This is a genomic window from Rhizobacter sp., from assembly GCA_019635355.1.
Taxonomy (GTDB): domain Bacteria; phylum Pseudomonadota; class Gammaproteobacteria; order Burkholderiales; family Burkholderiaceae_C; genus Rhizobacter.
Genome location: JAHBZQ010000001.1, coordinates 3359631 through 3376783 on the forward strand (window position 1 = coordinate 3359631; position 17153 = coordinate 3376783).

General features: G+C 69.1%; 11 protein-coding genes. 9 read left to right on the forward strand and 2 right to left on the reverse strand.

Annotated elements, in window-relative coordinates; translation table 11 throughout:
• The first annotated feature begins 106 nt into the window (after positions 1 to 106).
• Both recQ and KF892_15365 read left to right on the forward strand, forming a co-directional pair.
• The gene (recQ, locus tag KF892_15360; GenBank protein ID MBX3626395.1) at positions 107 to 1984 is read left to right on the forward strand and encodes a DNA helicase RecQ; all 1878 of its coding nucleotides are present in this window, start codon (positions 107 to 109) and stop codon (positions 1982 to 1984) included.
• 68 nt (positions 1985 to 2052) lie between these two features.
• Positions 2053 to 2889: a hypothetical protein gene (locus KF892_15365; GenBank protein ID MBX3626396.1), complete on the forward strand. Its 837-nt coding sequence runs from the start codon at positions 2053 to 2055 to the stop codon at positions 2887 to 2889.
• A 16-nt stretch (positions 2890 to 2905) separates the two neighbouring features.
• Here KF892_15365 and KF892_15370 read toward each other — a convergent pair whose 3' ends face one another.
• The gene (locus tag KF892_15370; GenBank protein MBX3626397.1) at positions 2906 to 3535 is read right to left on the reverse strand and encodes a TetR/AcrR family transcriptional regulator; all 630 of its coding nucleotides are present in this window, start codon (positions 3533 to 3535) and stop codon (positions 2906 to 2908) included.
• A 209-nt stretch (positions 3536 to 3744) separates the two neighbouring features.
• On the opposite strand from KF892_15370, the gene KF892_15375 reads away from it, so the two are divergent.
• Together KF892_15375 and KF892_15380 are read left to right on the forward strand one after the other, a co-directional pair.
• A complete protein-coding gene (locus tag KF892_15375; GenBank protein ID MBX3626398.1) occupies positions 3745 to 4164 on the forward strand; it encodes a hypothetical protein in 420 nt (139 codons plus the stop codon).
• 167 nt (positions 4165 to 4331) lie between these two features.
• Complete coding sequence (locus tag KF892_15380; GenBank protein MBX3626399.1) at positions 4332 to 5450, forward strand: glycoside hydrolase family 5 protein; 1119 nt, start codon at positions 4332 to 4334, stop codon at positions 5448 to 5450.
• Between the two features lie 21 nt (positions 5451 to 5471).
• Here the strand turns inward: KF892_15380 and KF892_15385 are convergent, their stop codons facing one another.
• Positions 5472 to 6974, reverse strand: coding sequence for a VWA domain-containing protein (locus KF892_15385; protein MBX3626400.1), 1503 nt, complete (start codon positions 6972 to 6974; stop codon positions 5472 to 5474).
• 140 nt (positions 6975 to 7114) lie between these two features.
• Here KF892_15385 and KF892_15390 point away from each other — a divergent pair, with 140 nt between their 5' ends.
• From KF892_15390 to KF892_15410, 5 genes are all read left to right on the forward strand, one after another.
• Complete coding sequence (locus tag KF892_15390) at positions 7115 to 7759, forward strand: sigma-70 family RNA polymerase sigma factor (protein ID MBX3626401.1); 645 nt, start codon at positions 7115 to 7117, stop codon at positions 7757 to 7759.
• Positions 7756 to 8814 carry a hypothetical protein gene (locus KF892_15395; GenBank protein ID MBX3626402.1) on the forward strand — a complete coding sequence of 353 codons (1059 nt, stop codon included), beginning with the start codon at positions 7756 to 7758 and terminating at the stop codon, positions 8812 to 8814. The genes KF892_15390 and KF892_15395 overlap by 4 nt, the downstream gene beginning before the upstream one ends.
• 328 nt (positions 8815 to 9142) lie before the next feature.
• The gene (locus KF892_15400; protein ID MBX3626403.1) at positions 9143 to 10858 is read left to right on the forward strand and encodes a hypothetical protein; all 1716 of its coding nucleotides are present in this window, start codon (positions 9143 to 9145) and stop codon (positions 10856 to 10858) included.
• 210 nt (positions 10859 to 11068) lie between these two features.
• Positions 11069 to 13963 carry an excinuclease ABC subunit UvrA gene (gene uvrA / locus KF892_15405; GenBank protein MBX3626404.1) on the forward strand — a complete coding sequence of 965 codons (2895 nt, stop codon included), beginning with the start codon at positions 11069 to 11071 and terminating at the stop codon, positions 13961 to 13963.
• A 183-nt stretch (positions 13964 to 14146) separates the two neighbouring features.
• Positions 14147 to 16975: a PAS domain S-box protein gene (locus tag KF892_15410; protein ID MBX3626405.1), complete on the forward strand. Its 2829-nt coding sequence runs from the start codon at positions 14147 to 14149 to the stop codon at positions 16973 to 16975.
• Positions 16976 to 17153: the final 178 nt, after the last annotated feature.

The window sequence follows — 17153 nt, forward strand, 5'->3', positions numbered from 1 at the left end:
GTTAGCACGCAGGCTCTCGCGCTCACCACCCCCACTTTCTAGCCACACGCCGTTGGGGGAAGGCGCGCCCCAGGCCCTCGCGTACCATGCCGGCTCGCCTGCCGCCATGTCTCCGACCGTCTCCCCCACCGCTTCGCCCACCGCCCCTCTGCGCATCCTGCAAGAGGTGTTCGGCTACCCCGCGTTCCGCGGCCAGCAGCAGGCCATCATCGACCACGTGGGCCAGGGCGGCGACGCGCTCGTGCTCATGCCCACGGGCGGCGGCAAGAGCCTGTGCTACCAGGTGCCGGCGATCGCGCGCCACCGCGCGGGCCGTGGCGTGACCGTGGTGGTGAGCCCGCTGATCGCGCTGATGCACGACCAGGTCGGCGCGCTGGAAGAGGCGGGCGTGCACGCCGCCTTCCTCAACTCCACGCTCACGCTCGAAGACACGCAGAAGATCGAGCGCGAGATGATGAGCGGCCGCCTGGTGCTGCTCTACGCCGCACCCGAGCGCGTGACCACGCAGCGCTTCCAGGCGCAGCTCGATTCGCTGAACGAGCGTGGGCTCCTGAGCCTCTTCGCCATCGACGAGGCGCATTGCGTGAGCCAGTGGGGCCACGACTTCCGCGAAGACTACCTGCAGCTCAGCCTGCTGCACGAGCGCTACCCCGATGTGCCGCGCATCGCGCTCACCGCGACCGCCGACGACCTGACCCGCGCCGACATCATCGAGCGCCTCGCGCTCCACGAGGCGCAGGTCTTCATCAGCAGCTTCGACCGGCCCAACATCCGCTACCAGATCGTCGAAAAAGACAACGCCCGGGCCCAGCTGCTGCGTTTCATCCAGGACGAGCACGAGGGCGATGCGGGTGTCGTGTACTGCCAGTCGCGCAAGAAGGTGGAAGAAACGGCCGACTGGCTGAAGGCCGAAGGTCTCCACGCGCTGCCCTACCACGCGGGGCTCGACGCCGACGTGCGCCGCCGCCACCAAGACAAGTTCCTGCGCGAAGAAGGCGTGGTGATGGTCGCGACCATCGCCTTCGGCATGGGCATCGACAAGCCCGACGTGCGCTTCGTGGCCCACCTCGACCTGCCGAAGAACATCGAGAGCTACTACCAGGAGACCGGCCGCGCCGGCCGCGACGGGCTGCCCGCCGACGCGTGGATGACCTACGGCCTGGCCGACGTGGTGAACCAGCGCCGCATGATCGACGACAGCCCGGCCGGCGAGGAGTTCAAGCGCAACCAGATCGGCAAGCTCGATGCGCTGCTCGCGCTGGCCGAAGCGCACGACTGCCGTCGCGTGCGCCTGCTGCACTACTTCGGCGAAGAGAGCTCGCCCTGCGGCAATTGCGACAACTGCCTGAACCCACCGGCCACCTGGGACGCCACCGAGGCCGCCCGCAAGGCGCTCTCGTGCATCTACCGCTTCCACCAGAACGGCGGCCAGCGCTTCGGCGCCGTGCACCTGATGGACGTGCTTCGCGGCAAGCTGACCGACAAGGTGCAGCAGTACCGGCACCAGGAGCTGTCGACCTTCGGCATTGGCGCCGACGTGAGCGAAGCGCAGTGGCGTGCCGTGCTGCGCCAGCTGATCGCGCTCGGCCACCTGCGCACCGAAGGCGAATACAACACGCTCGAATTGACGCCGAGTGCGCGTGCCGTGCTGCGTGGCGAGGTGACGCTGCTGCTGCGCCAGCCGAGCGAAGCGCCGAAGCGCGGCAAGACCGCCCGCGCCACCCGCGGCGGCAAGGAGAAGCCGCCCCCCGTGCCGCTCGACGCGCCAAGCACCGAGCGCTTCGCCGCCCTCAAGGCCTGGCGGGCCGAGGTGGCCAAGGAGCACGGCCTGCCGGCCTACGTGATCTTCCACGACGCCACGCTCGCCGAAATGGCCCGCTCGCAGCCGGCGTCGCTCGACGACCTGTCGCAGATCAGCGGCGTGGGCGAGAAGAAGCTCGAGGCCTACGGGCGCGAGATCCTGCGGGTGCTGGACACGGCCTGACACAGCCCCGGCTGGCCGGCCGGCCCCGCCCGCGGCACACTGCAGCTCTGGCCACCGGGAGCCTCGCCATGACGATCACACGCCCCTCGCGCACGCTTGCCGCTGCTTCGCTCGCGGCCCTCGTCACGGCCTGCGGCGGTGGGGGAGACGACGCGCCCTCGTCCTCGGGCAACGAGACCGCCCAATCGACCCGCGGCATCGTGGTGATCGACGAAAGCGCACGGGCACAAGCCACGGTGCTCTCCACCGCCAGGGTCGTGTTCACCATCAGCGGCGCGAGCGGCTCCAGCAGCTGCGCCGGTGGCGGCTCGGTGAGTTTCATCGCCACGGCCGGGCCCACCGGCAACCTCACCAACGGCATGCCGGACGCCGGCGAGACCTACACGATCCAGTTCAGCAGCTGCCGCAGCAACACCGACAACTCGGTGGTCAACGGCGCGCTCACGCTGACGGTCAACAGCGCCAACGGCGACAACCTGTCGGTCAGCACCGAATCGCACCTCACCGTGGCGCAGCAGGACCGCACGCTCCAGCTCGACGGCAGCTCGACCCTCAGCCACACGGTGCAGACGAGCGGCACGACGCAGGTCACGACCGACCGCTGGCAGACCCCCTCGGCCCGCATCACCAGCACGCACGGCAGCCGCACCACGCGCTTGAGCCTCACCCAGGTGGACCTCATCCACACGCGAACCACGACCAATGGCGCCGTCACCGGCAGCACCCACCAGGGCACGCTGACGATGGCCTACAGCGGCTGGCTCGGCGACTGGTCGGCCACCATCGGCACACAAGGCGTGGTGAGCTTCAACGCGAACGGCGTGCGCCTCGGCGGGCTGTGGCTGATCACGCTGCCGCGCCACCTGCTCTGGCTGGTGCCGGTCCTCGTCATCGAGGCCGACTGACACCACCGAAGGGCGCTCAGCCCTTGGTGTTCTGGTCGAACGCCCGGTAGGTGGACAGGAGCCGCCCGTAGGCGGACATCACACGCTCGAAGCACTTCGGGTCGCGCTTCACGTGGGCGTCGTAGAGAAAGCCCGAGAGCAGCGAGAACACTTCGAACACCATCTGCTCCGGGTCGGAGTCGGCGCGCAGGTGGCCGCGCTCGATGGCCTGCTGCACGGTGCGCTCGAGCGTCTGGCGCCAGGCCATCATGCCGTTGACAAGGCGCGTGCGCAGCGCATCGGGGTGGGCGTCGGGGTCGTCGTCGAAGGTGTTGACGGCGTAGTGCGAGGCGATGAGCGCGGTGAGCTCGTTGCCGTGGTGCACCCAGCGATGCACGATCGCATTGAGCCGCGGCAGGCCCGCGGGCTCCGACAGCGTGGGCATGAAGACGGTGAGCGCGAAGATGCGCTCGTACTCGTCGAGGATCAGCACCTGCAGCGCTTCCAGCGAGCCTACGCGGACGAACACACCGCTCTTGCTGATGTCGAGCTTCTGCGCGATCGCGTTGAGCGTCACGCTCTGCAAGCCCTTGTGGACTGCGATGTCCATGCCCGCCGCGACGATCGCCGCGAGGGTTTGTTCACTCTTGTCGCGTCTGCGAGCCATCCCTGAAACCTGGTGCTTTCTACTGCTGGAGAAGTGTGCGGAAGTATACGGATCGGGTCTCTTTTGACACCCTCGTAACTGAGTAGGAACGCGCCAACTAGTGCCGTGATTTATGCCCCCTAAAAGGGTGTGCGTTGCAGCAGGCGCTACAGCCCACGGCGCGCGGGTTCGAAAACAAGGGAGACACAGCCACACCCGCGAGACCCCCCATGTTCTGCCCCGCCCGCCTTGCCTTGCTTGCAGTTGCTCTGGCTGCTGCGGTGCCCGGTGCCCACGCCCAGACGCAGACCCACACCTTCGGACTGCACCTCGTCAGCTACCACGAGCCGGACAAGACCTACAACAACACCAATCCCGGCCTGTACTACCGCCACCCCGATGGGTGGACCGCCGGCTTCTATCGCAACTCGGTGCGTCGCGACAGCATCTACGTGGGCTACACGTGGAAGTACGGCATCTTCGACATCACCACCGCCGGCGTGAGCGGCTACTTCCACAAGGTGCAGCCCTTGCTCGTGCCGTCGGTGTCGCTGGGCACCTGGTACGGCGTCACGCCGCGCATTGCCTACATCCCCCGCGTGGAAAAGAAGATCGGGTCGCACGTGCTGCACCTGATGCTCGAGTTCTGAGCGGCTGGCCTCGTGCCGGCCGCCTGAAGGTGTCACCGCACGCAACAGCGCGCGCGTGATGCGCCCGCGCGGATGCGGGGCCTGCCGTTGGGCGCGAGAACTGCATCACGCACAAAGCTTTACGAGACCTCACGGAAGTCGCGGTCTCGCGTTCCGACAATGTCTCCATGTCTCAAGCAGTACCTGACATGCGCGCCAGCCTTCTTTCCCTCCTGGCGCTTTGCGCCTTCGCGTCCCTGATGAGTGCCTGCGGGGGCGGTGGCAGCGAGCCGACCGCCAGCGACACCACCGCGGCTGCCCCCACCGCCTCCACCTCGGCCACCACCGAAACCGCGGAACTCACCACCCCCGGGCTGCGCTGGCGCGGCGTGAATCTCTCCGGCGCCGAATACAACAGCACCCTGCTGCCCGGCCGCTACGGCTTCGAATACTTCTATCCGAACCCGACCTCGGTCGACTACTTCCAGTCGAAGGGCATGAACCTCGTCCGCCTGCCCTTCCTGTGGGAGCGGGTGCAGCCCACGCTGTACCGCGCGCTCGACCCCACCGAGCTGCAGCGCCTCGTGAGCTTCGTCAACAGCACCACGGGCAAAGGCGTCACGGTGCTGATCGACCCGCACAACTACGGCCGCTATCGCCAGCAGGTGATTGGGAGTGCGGGTGTGCCGCACACCGCCTTCGGTGACTTCTGGTACCGGCTCGCCGTCACCTTCAAGGGCAACCCGAAGGTGCTCTTCGGCCTGATGAACGAGCCCTATGGCATGACGACCGAGAACTGGGTCGGCGCCGCCAACGAGGCCATCCGCCGCATCCGCCTCGCGGGGGCCACCAACACCATTGCGGTACCGGGCAACGCCTGGTCGGGCGCCTACAGCTGGACGGCCAATTTCTACGGCACGCCCAACGCGCAGGCCATGCTGCAGATCACCGACAGCCGCAACAACCTCGTGTTCGAAACGCACCAGTACCTCGACACCGACAGCTCGGGCACCACCACCGGCTGCGTCAGCTCGACGATCGGCGCGCAGCGCCTGCAGGTCTTCACCGACTGGCTGCGTGCGAACGGCAAGCGCGGCCTGCTGGGCGAATTCGGCGCGGCGAACAACGACACCTGCCAGCAGGCCCTGACCGGCATGCTGGCCTTCATGCAGGCGAACAGTGACGTGTGGGTCGGCTGGAGCTACTGGCTGGCCGGCGCCTGGGCCAGCCACGACCCGTTCAGCATCCAGCCGGTCAACGGTGTGGACCGGCCGCAGATGCAGGTGCTGCAGCCGTACCTGAACTGATCTTCATCGGCTGCATCTCTCTCAGCTTCGCCTGAGCTTCGCGAGTTCATCGCTGACCAGGTGCACGACCAGGCGGTCGAGCGTCTGCACCGAATACTGCTTCACGTCGTGCGGCGTCTGCGTGCCTGGGCCGCTGCCCGGGTGGTGTGCGTCGCGGTAAGTGAGGAAGACGAAGCGGCCGGCGGTGTACTGCGCCATCTGGCGGTAGATGTATTCGCCCACCGGGTCGAGGCCGCTCGCGCCCACCGCGAAGAGCTTGATGCCCTTGGCGAGTGCGGCCTGCATGTCGCGGTCATATTGCGGGCCGCCGTAGTCGAGGTGAGGCGGCGCATCGGCCACCAGCACCACCATGCGCGCCGCCTGCTGGCGCCAGCTCATGCGGTGCACGGCTTCATGCAGCGCTTCGTTGAGCGCCTCGGGCGTGTCGCCGCCACCGTGGGCTTGCACGCTCGCCAGCTGCTGCTGGAAGGCGCCCAGGTCGTCGGTGAAGTCGTGCGTGCGGGTGATGTAGGCATCGCCGCGGTCGCGGTAGCTCACCAGGCCCCAGCAGATGTCGGGCTGGCCGGGCAGTTGGGCGATCTGCTGCGCCATCGCGCGCATCGACGCCTTGAGCTTGGCGATCTCGTCGCCCATCGAGCCGGTGGCGTCGATGAGGAAGACAAGGTCGAGGCGCAACGGCTGTGACGCGACCGCCCCCAGGCGCACCTGCACCGCGTTCGACTGGCCGCGCATCAGCAGCGCGCGGCTTTGCATCGTGCCCTTGCGCACGGCGATGCCGAGCGTGCGCTCGTCAGGTCCGTAAGGCATGAAGGCGCGCGGGTGCACCCACACCCGGCCTGCCGTGTCGGTGCGGGCCCACATGAGCGGTTGCGCCACGCCGGGGCGTTGCACCGCCACCTCGGCGTCGTGCACCGGCTGGCCACTGGCATCGGTCACTTCGAGCAGGTAACGCTCGCTGATGTCGCGCTCGCGCACCGGCAGGCCGGCGTGGCGCTGGCGGTAGGCGAGGTACTCGCCGAAGTCGGCGTTGTCGTCGACCATGCCGGCCGTTACCACGGGGTGGTGGGGGCGTTGCACCGAGGGCTGCGGTTGTGGCTGGGGCCACGGGGGCGGTGCAAACGGCGCGTGGGCAGATGGCCCACCCGCCGCGTCGGCCATGCGCGATTCGGCGGCCGGCGCGGCCGATGTTTCTTCCGCCGTCGATGCCCCTGCAGCATCACGGCGCTTCGCAAGCGGCGCTTCGGCGCGCGACGAAGCCATGTCACGCTCATGCCGCCAAGCGCCGCGGCCTTGCTGCACGTTGCCACCCCCGGGCACTTCGCGCATCGTCGGCAGGCGGCGGCAATGTGCGGCCGAGGGCGGGCTGAACGCAGGCGGCGCATCGTCGGGCTGCCACGCGGGGGTGTCTTGCCAGACGGGTGGCCAGGGTTCGCGTTCGGCCGAGGTGGCGCCGCAGGCCATCAGCATGAGGCTCATCAGCGCGGCCGGCCACAACGCACGGCGAGAAATGGGGATCGAGGGCATGGGGGGTCTCCTGAAGGTGAAGGTCACCTCCACTGACACGCACCAGCCCGCACGGTGGGGTGAAAGTTTTTTCGCCCCCGGTTCACCCCATCGGCACCCCGTGCGCGTATCACCCCAGGATGAGGCAGACTCCCACGCCGATGAGCCCCCCGTCCGACACACGCGGCGAACCGACCGACGACGAGCTGATGAGCGCCTACGCGCGCGGCGACGCCGCCGCCTTCGAGCGCCTCTACACGCGCCACCAGGCGGGGCTCTACCGCTTCGTGCGCCGGCTGCTTGGCCCCGCACTCGCCGCGCAGGCCGACGAGGTGTTCCAGGACACCTGGCTCAAGGTCGTCAACGCCCGCGCGCAATGGATGCCACAAGGCGCCACCTTCCGCACCTGGCTCTTCACGCTCGCGCACCACCGCGTGATCGACATCTGGCGGCGCAGCGGGCGCGAGGTCTCGGTGAGCACCGACGACGACACCCCCTGGGAGCCCGAAGGCGACGCCGCCTGGGCGCAGTGGCCAGAGGCCAGGAGCCCGGCGCCGCACAGCGAGGAGCTCGCGTTCTGGCGCCGTGCCGGCGAGCGGCTTCTGCGTTGCCTCGACGAACTGCCCCTCGCACAACGCAGCGCCTTCCTTCTGCACCACGAAGACGAGCTGCCGCTGGCCGACGTGGCACGTGCGCTCGAGGTCGGCTTCGAGACCGCCAAGACACGCCTGCGCTACGCGATGAGCAAGCTGCGCGTCTGCATGGGCGCCTACCTCGCGCCGCTGCAGCAAGGGGAAGCCCGATGAGCGAACCCGACGAAGCGCGCGACGTCCATCTGCGCGAAGCGCTGCGCCACGCGCCCGATGCGCAGCTGCAGGCGCCGCCGCACCTCAGCGAGCTGATCCTGAAGGAAGCACGCGCCAAGGCACGCGACGCCAAACCCGAGGTCACGCCCGCCCCCACCTGGGCCCGCCGCGTGTGGGATTGGCTCGCCCGCCCGGCCGTCGCCACCGGCTTCGCGGGTGTGATGGCCGCGACGCTCGTCGGTCTGATGTGGTGGGACCAGCCCATGGACGAAGCGATGCCACGCTCGCCCGTTCCCGCCGCCGCGCCTGCGGCAGAGCCGGCGGCGCCCGCGGCTTCCGAAGCGCCGCCCGTGCTGCGCACCAGCCCGTCCGATGGCGCCGCGACCGCTTCCCCCAAGCCCGAGCCCCCGCGCAAGAAAGCGGCCGAAGCCCCCCGCAATGCGGCAGCGGGCACCGCCGCCCCCGCGCGCTCCGAGACAGGGCTCGCCGTGCCGGCACCCGTGGCCATGCCACCGGCACCGGCACCTGCGGCGGCCGCAGCCCCGGCGCTGTCCGCCGACGCCAGCGCCGAAGCCTTGGCCAAAGCCCGCGTCAAGGAAGAAGAACACCAGCGCGAACGCAGCAGCATGGCACCCACCGAAGCGTCGCAACGCCGCGCGGCGGCCAAGGCACAACTCAACGAGTCGCGCTTGCAGCTCGAAGGCGAGGCCTACACCCGCGTGGCCAGCGTGCGCGCCGCGATCGCGAGCGAGGCCACCCGCTGGGCCTGGCAACGCGCCAACGCCCCCGCGCAGCCGATGAACGATGCCATCTACGCCTGGCTCGCCCAGCTCGACAGCAGCACCGGCACCCAGTGGCAAGCACGCAGCGCCCGCGAGACCACTGCGCCGCGGGGCCGCGCACTCACCCTGCTGCGCGACGGCCAGCTGCAGCACAGCTTCCAGATCACCGAGCGCAGCGTGCTGTGGCAACGTGGCCAGACCGCGTGGCAGGTGGAGCTGCCGGCCGAGACGCTCGCCGCGCTGCAAGCAGCCCTCGACAGCGCCGCGCCCTAAAAGGGCGTGCGGGGCGGGCGGCTTGAGCACAGCGCCGAATGCGCCGGTCGACAACGAATGCCTTCCCGCCAGCCGTGGCGCCTTCTTCAGCAGGCCTGGCGAGGCTCGGGCACCCCCTTCTCCCCCCTCAATTGGGCGTGCACTCCCCCATCGCCGACAACAGTTCAGCGAGGGTCTTGGTTATATTGCCGCCTGTCCAGTGCACACGCTCAAACAAAAAAAGCGTCAGCGCGGCTTCCAGTCGGAAGCAGGGGGGGAACAAGTTTTCGGGCCCATGCCGGGTGGCTGCTGCGAAGCAGCAGCCTGGCGTCTCCGTGTTCGCCCCACCGTGACTGTCGTCTCCGGGTGGGTGCGCAAGGCATCGTGTTCCGTATTCCTGCGGCAACTGCTGCAGGCCACGGCCGTATTCGATCGCATCGCCACCGGAGGCTTCTTGAATCACAACCGTACCCCTCACGTCGCGACTCATCGCGCCTTCCTCGTTGCCGCAGCCTTCTCGGCCGTGCTGGCCGCCTGCGGCGGCTCCAGTGACAGCGGCGGCAACGGCAGCACGCCATACGTCCCGCCCGCACCCCCGCCACCGGTCCCCCAGGTGCCCGGCGACGTGAGCAGCCGAACACTGTCGTCCGCCACCGGCCTGGCCGTGGCCGGCGCCACGGTGACCGTCGGTGCCGAGACACGCACGACGTCCGCAAACGGCTCGTTCGCGTTCCAGGATGTACCGGAGAACGATCGCCTCGCGATCACGCTCTCGGCACCCGGCTACGTGCCCAAGGTGCGCTACACGGCCTCGGTGAACAACGTCGAGACCGTCGTGCCCGTGCAGCTCACGCCCGTGGCGACGACGCAGAGCGTCGACGCTGCCGTCGGTGGCACCGTCACCGTGGGGGGCAGCACTGCACAGGTGAACATTCCTGCCAATGTGATCGTCACCTCGGGCGGCGCGGCGCCGGCCCAGCCGGTGAACGTGCAGGTCACGCCCATCAACCTCGCCCAGGACTCGGCCCTGCTGACCGGCGACTATCGTGTGTCGTCCAACACCTGGCTCCAAGCGCACGGTGCGATGTCCATCGTGGTCACCGATGGCAGCGGCAGCACGTATGACTTCGCCCCAAGCGCCGCCGTGCGCATCCCCGTCTCCTCACGGTCCACCAACATCCCACCGCTGGCCGCGCTGTTCCGGTTCGACGAGTCGACCGGCTTCTGGGTGAATGAAGGCACGGCCACCCTGGCGGGCGTCGCGCCGGCCCAGTACTACACCGGCGCCGCCACTCAGCCCGGCACCTGGGCGGTCGGCAGCGTCCTGGAGGCCGTGCAAGTCACGGGTTGTGTGCAGAACACCCTCGGCCAGCGCGTGAGCAGGGCTCGCGTCGAGTCTGATGGCGTGAACTATTCGGGCACGACGAGCGCCCTCACTGACAGCAACGGCAATTTCTCCATTGCAGTGCGAACCGATGCCGAATCTATCGTGTACGCCCGCTGGGGACGGCGTGTGTCGAACTACGTCGAGATCGAGACGGAGAAGGTTCCCAAGGCCATCGACACGGGCTGCCTGATCCTCGCCGACGCCATCAGCATCAAACTGACCTGGGGGGCCAACCCGGTGGATGTGGACTCGCACCTGATCACCCCGCATGGCACGCACATTTCATACCTGAACCTGGGCTCGTTGCCAGGCCTGCCGTATGCCGCCCTCGATCACGACGACACCACGTCGAACGGCCCAGAGATCGTCTCCGTGCGCCGTGTCGTGCGCGGCGGCATCTACCGCTACTACGTCGCCAACTACTCTCGCACCTACACCCCAGCGATGACGGGATCGCCAGTGCGGATCGAAGTCTCGGCGGCGGGCTACACCAGCATCTTCACGCCGCCCGCGGGCGAGGGCTTCAACGACTTCTGGCATGCGTTCGACATCGTGGTGGACACCGACTGCAACATCTCGGTCAACCCCGCCAACCCTGCGAACGCCTGGTCCGCCACGCCGCCACAGCCCCCGATCCAGACCATCGCCGGCCCCATCACCTACTGCCCGAACAACTGACGCGCCACGGCGCACGCGGCCGGCACCTTGCCGGCTCGAAGGGGCGGCCCTCCCGGGCGCGCCCCTTTTTCTTTGGGGCTCGCCGCTGACCGGCGGCAGCAGGCGTCAGCGGCGAGGACATCGTGCCTCGCTATCATCATTCGTTTACCTCGCCGCCCCATGCCCGCCCGCCGCCCGCCCGCTCCGCCCGAGGCCTCCATCGAAGCGCCGATGCTCCGTGCCAACTCCGTGGAAGCACCCGTTCTGCGGGTGCGAGGCGCGCGCACCCACAACCTCAAGAACGTCGACCTCGACATCCCGCGCAACCAGCTGGTGGTGATCACCGGGCTGTCGGGCTCGGGCAAGTCGAGCCTCGCGTTCGACACGCTGTATGCCGAAGGGCAGCGGCGCTACGTCGAAAGCTTGAGTGCGTATGCGCGGCAGTTCCTGCAGCTGATGGACAAGCCCGACGTCGACGTGATCGAGGGCCTGTCGCCCGCGATCAGCATCGAGCAGAAGGCGACCAGCCACAACCCGCGCTCCACCGTGGGCACGGTGACCGAGATCCACGACTACCTGCGCCTGCTCTATGCCCGGGCCGGCACGCCCTTCTGCCCCGAGCACAAGCTGCCGCTGCAGGCACAGAGCGTGAGCCAGATGGTCGATGCGGCGCTCGCGTTGCCCGAGGGCACCAAGCTCATGGTGCTGGCGCCGGTGGTGCGCGACCGCAAGGGCGAGTTCGCCGAACTGTTTGCCGACATGCAGGCGCAGGGCTACGTGCGTTTTCGCATCGACGGCGCGACCTTCGACGCAACCGACGTGCCCAAGCTCAAGAAGGCCGAGAAGCACGACATCGACATCGTGATCGACCGGGTGAAGGTGCAGGAAGGTTTGCAGCAGCGCCTGGCCGAAAGTTTCGAGGCCGCGCTGCGCAACGCCGAAGGGCGCGCCATCGCGCTGGAGATGGACAGCGGCAAGGAACACCTCTTCAGCAACCGCTTCGCCTGCCCGATCTGCAGCTACAGCTTGAGCGAACTGGAGCCGCGCCTCTTCTCGTTCAACTCGCCGGTGGGCGCCTGCCCGAGCTGCGACGGCCTGGGCCAGGTGACCGCGTTCGACCCCGAACGGGTCGTCGCCTTCCCCTCGCTCAGCCTCGCCAGCGGCGCGGTGAAGGGCTGGGACCGCCGCAACGGCTACACCTTCTCGCTGCTCGAGAGCGTGGCCAAGCACTACAAGTTCGACATCGACACGCCGTTCGAAGACCTCTCCAAGCAAGCCCGCCAGGTGCTGCTCTATGGCTCGGCCGAGGAAGAGATCAGCTTCACCTACGAAGCCGACGGCCCCAAGGGCAAGACGCGCAGCGTCAAGCGCAAGCACCCCTTCGAAGGGATCATCCCCAACCTGGAGCGGCGCTACCGCGAGACCGACTCGGCCGCCGTGCGCGAAGACCTCGCCCGCTACCAGGCCGCGAAGCCCTGCCCCACCTGCCACGGCACCCGCCTGCGCACCGAAGCGCGCCACGTCTTCCTGCAAGGCGACGGCGAGGCCGTCTCTGGCAAAGAGCCTGGCGAGCCGATCTACCGCATCGAGCACCAGACGCTGCGCGAGTGCCTCGCGTACTTCGAGCAGCTGAAGCTCAAAGGCGCCAAGGCCGAGATCGCCGACAAGGTGATCCGCGAGATCCGCTCGCGCCTCAAGTTCCTCAACGACGTCGGCCTCAACTACCTGAGCCTCGACCGCAGCGCCGACACGCTCTCGGGCGGCGAGGCCCAGCGCATCCGCCTTGCCTCGCAGATCGGCTCGGGCCTGACCGGCGTGATGTACGTGCTCGACGAGCCGAGCATCGGCCTGCACCAGCGCGACAACGACCGTCTCATCGGCACGCTGCGCCACCTGCGCGACATCGGCAACTCGGTGCTGGTGGTCGAGCACGACGAAGACGCGATCCGTGCCGCCGACCATGTGATCGACATGGGCCCCGGCGCCGGTGTGCACGGTGGCGAGGTGATCGCGCAAGGCACGCCGGCCGACGTGGCGGCGAGCAAGGAGTCGCTCACCGGCCGCTACCTCGCCGGTGTGCTGAAGATCCCGGTGCCGAAGCAGCGCCGCCGCCTGCAAGACATGGACGAGCCTCAGACGCTGCGCATCGTCAACGCCCGCGGCAACAACCTGAAGGGCGTGACGGCCGAGATCCCGGTTGGGCTCTTCACCTGCGTGACCGGCGTGTCGGGTTCGGGCAAGTCGACACTCGTCAACGACACCTTGTACGCAGCGGTCGCCCGCAAGCTCTACGGCAGCCACGCCGAGCCCGAGCCGCACGACACCATCGACGGGCTGGACCTCCTCGACAAGGTCATCAGCGTCGACCAGAGCCCCATCGGCCGCACGCCGCGCAGCAACCCCGCCACCTACACCGGGCTCTTCACGCCGATCCGCGAGCTCTTTGCCGAAGTGCCCACCGCCCGAGAGCGCGGCTACGGCCCGGGCCGCTTCAGCTTCAACGTGGCCGGCGGCCGCTGCGAGGCCTGCCAGGGCGACGGCGTGCTGAAGGTCGAGATGCACTTCCTGCCCGACGTCTACGTGCCCTGCGACGTGTGCCACGGCAAGCGCTACAACCGCGAGACGCTGGAGGTGCTCTACAAGGGCAAGAACATCACCGAGGTGCTCAACCTCACGGTGGAAGACGCGCACGAGTACTTCAACGCCGTGCCCAACATCGCGCGCAAGCTGCAGACGCTGCTCGACGTGGGCCTCGGCTACATCCGCCTCGGGCAAAGCGCGACCACGCTCTCGGGCGGCGAGGCGCAGCGCGTGAAGCTCGCACTCGAACTCAGCAAGCGCGACACCGGCCGCACGCTCTACATCCTCGACGAGCCCACCACCGGCCTGCACTTCGCCGACATCGATCTCTTGCTCAAGGTGCTGCACCAGCTGCGCGACGCGGGCAACACCATCGTCGTGATCGAGCACAACCTCGACGTCATCAAGACCGCCGACTGGTTGATCGACATGGGGCCCGAGGGGGGAGCGGGTGGCGGAACGGTGGTCGCGGCCGGCACGCCGGAAGAGGTAGCGGCCCACCCGGCGAGCCACACGGGGCACTACCTCAGGCCGTTGTTGCGGTAGATCAAGGCTCCGCGCTGGCGAGACTTTTCTCACGAGGTTGAAAAGCGCCACGATGCACCGCAGCAATGCGGCATCGTGCTTGCATGCGGGGGTTGCCACTCTTGGCAAGCGCCAGACGCTTGCACTACATTGCCGCAGCCCCGCCCCACCCCCTGTCGCGCAACGCGCCACGACGACACCCCCATGCCGCCTGCGCCTCTGCCCGCTGACGAATCCCAACGGCTGGCCAGGCTTCACGCGACGGGCATCCTCGACACCGCCCCCGAAGAGAGTTTCAACGCGCTCGTGCAGTGCGCCGCCGAACTCTGCGGCACGCCGATCGCCGCGATCAGCCTGGTCGACGCACAGCGCGAATGGTTCAAGGCCGTGCACGGCTGGGACGACCTGCCGGTGCGCGAGATCCCGCGCGCCATCTCCTTCTGCAACCACACGCTCGTGAGCGAGGGGCTCTTCGAGGTGCACGACGCGGCGCACGATGTCCGGTTTGCACACAGCCCCTTCGTGACCGGCGTGCCGCACATCCGCGGCTATGCGGGCGCGCCGCTGGTGGTCGACGGCGAGGTGCTGGGCGCACTGTGCGTGGTCGACTCGCGCCCCCGCACGCTGAGCGACGCGCAGCGCCAGAGCCTCGTGCAACTCGCGCGTGTGGCCAGCACGCTGATCGCCAACCGCCACGTCACACCGCCCGCCGACGACGAGCGCCACCGCCTGCTCGACTTCGCGCGCGCCTCGGGCGACTGGATGTGGGAGACCGACGCCTCCCTGCGCTACACCTGGGTGTCGTCGACCTTCGAAGCGGTGACCGGGCTCTCGCCCGGCTCGGTGCGCGGCCAGCTGCTCGAAGACGCGCCCTTGCTCGACGGCCTCGGCCAGCCGCTCGGGGGCGGGCGCAGCCTGCACGCACTGCTGCAGCGGCGCCAGCCGATCACCCGCGTGATCACGGACAAGGCCACCGCGCGCGGCGTGCTGCAGGTGTCGCGCAGCGCGGTGCCGGTGTTCGATGCCGACGGCGAGTTCACCGGCTACCGCGGCACCGCCCGCGACGTGTCGGCGCACATCGCGGCCGAGCGGCGCACGCATGCGCAGGGCGAGCTGCTGCGCAAGCTGTCGTCACAGGTGCCGGGCGTGATCTTCCAGCTCTGGATGCAGCGCGACGGCACGCCCTTCTACACCTACGCGAGCGACGCCACGCGCGAGCTCTTCGGCGTCGAGCCGCCGCGCAACGGCGACGGGGGCGACGCCAGCGTGGTGTGCCGCATGCTGCACCCCGACGACGCCGTCGACTTCGTGCCCAGCCTGATGGCCGCCTCGCGCACGCTGCGGCCCTGGCAGCGCGAATTTCGCATCATCCGCGACGGTGGGGTGCGCTGGATCGAAGTGCGTGCCGTGCCCGAGCGCCATGCCGAAGGCGGCACGCTCTGGCACGGCTTCTGTTCCGACGTGACCGCGCGCAAGGAGACCGAGCTCGCCCTGCGCAGCAGCGAAGAGCGCTGGAGCCTGGCCGCCGAAGCGGCCGGCATCGGCATCGCCGAACTCGACCTCGACAGCGGCCGCATGAACTTCGACGCCCGCGCCTGCGCCAACCACGGCCTCAGGTTCCCGCAGGGCGATTACCGGCTCAACGACTGGCTCGCCGCCATCCACCCGAGCGACCGCTATGCGGTGCAGGCGCGGCTGGAGCACGCGCTGGCCACCGGCGGCATGCTGGAGGCGCGCTACCGCCAGCAGCGGCCCGACGGCAGCGAGGCCACGCTCGAGATCTTCGCCCGCTGCACGCTCGGCGAGGCGCAGCGCCCGGTCGGCATGGTGGGCACCTGCCGCGATGTGACGCAGCAGGCCGCGCACGAGCAGCTGCGCCACGACAAGGAAGCCGCCGAGCGCGCCAGCCGCGCCAAGAGCGAGTTCCTTTCGCGCGTGAGCCACGAGCTGCGCACACCGCTCAACGGCATCCTCGGCTTCGCGCAGCTGATGGCCATCGACCGCGTGCACCCGCTGGAGCCCGACCAGGCCCGCCGCCTCGACAGCGTGCTGCGCGCCGGCCGCCACCTGCTCGAGCTCATCAACGACATGCTCAACCTCGCGCGCATCGAGCAGGAAGACTTCTCGCTCGCCAGCACGCCGGTCAACCTGGCAGCCACGCTGCAGACCTGCTTCACGCTGATCCAGCCGATGGCCGACAGTGCCGGCGTCCGTCTCGCCGCACCGCCACGCCGCGCCCACTGGGCGCTGGCCGATGCGCGCGCAGTGGAGCAGGTGCTGCTCAACCTGCTGTCGAACGCCATCAAGTACAACCGGCCCGCCGGCACGGTGAAGGTCACGCTCTCGCGCGGCGACGAGCACATGTTCGTGGCCGTCACCGATGAAGGCGAAGGCCTCTCGGAGACGCAGCAGGCGCGGCTCTTCCAGCCCTTCAACCGGCTCGGCGCCGAGCAGAAGCGGGTGGAAGGCACCGGCCTCGGCCTCGTGATCGCGCGCCAGCTGGCGGCCTCGATGGGGGGTGAGCTGAAGGTGACGAGCCGCCCCGGCAAGGGTTCGACCTTCACGCTGAGCCTGCCGGCCGGCACCGCCCCCACCGGCACCCGCCACCGCGCCGACCCGCGCGACCCGCTGCCACCCGAGCCCACCACCGCGCACCGCCAGGTGCTCTACGTGGAAGACGAGCCGCTCAACGTGCTCTTGATGCAGGAGGTGTTCAAGGCACGCCCGCAATGGGCGCTGCACATCGCGACCGATGGCCAGGGCGGCCTCGCCGCCGCCCGCGCGCAGCACCACGACCTGCTGCTGATCGACATGAACCTGCCCGACATGAACGGGCTGGAGCTCATCCGCGCCCTGCGCGCCGACCCGCGCACCTCGGGGCTGCAGTGCATCGCACTGTCAGCCGACGCGATGCAGGCGCAGATCGACGCAGCGCTCGCCGCGGGCTTCGACGGCTACTGGACGAAGCCGATCAACGTGGCTTCGATGCTCGAAGGCCTCGGCCAGGCGCTGGAACAGCCCCCCAGTCGCTAGCGCTCCTGCCCCCAAGGGGCGCCACCCATCGGGCCGGGGAACCCGTCCCTCGGGCGTGGCTTGATGGGTGCATCGCTGCGCTCGCACGCCGCCGGTCGCTCAGCCTGAGGTATCGAAGGCGCGTGCATTCGCCGCCCAGAATGAAAAAAGCCGGTGCACTGCACCGGCTTCTGTCGTT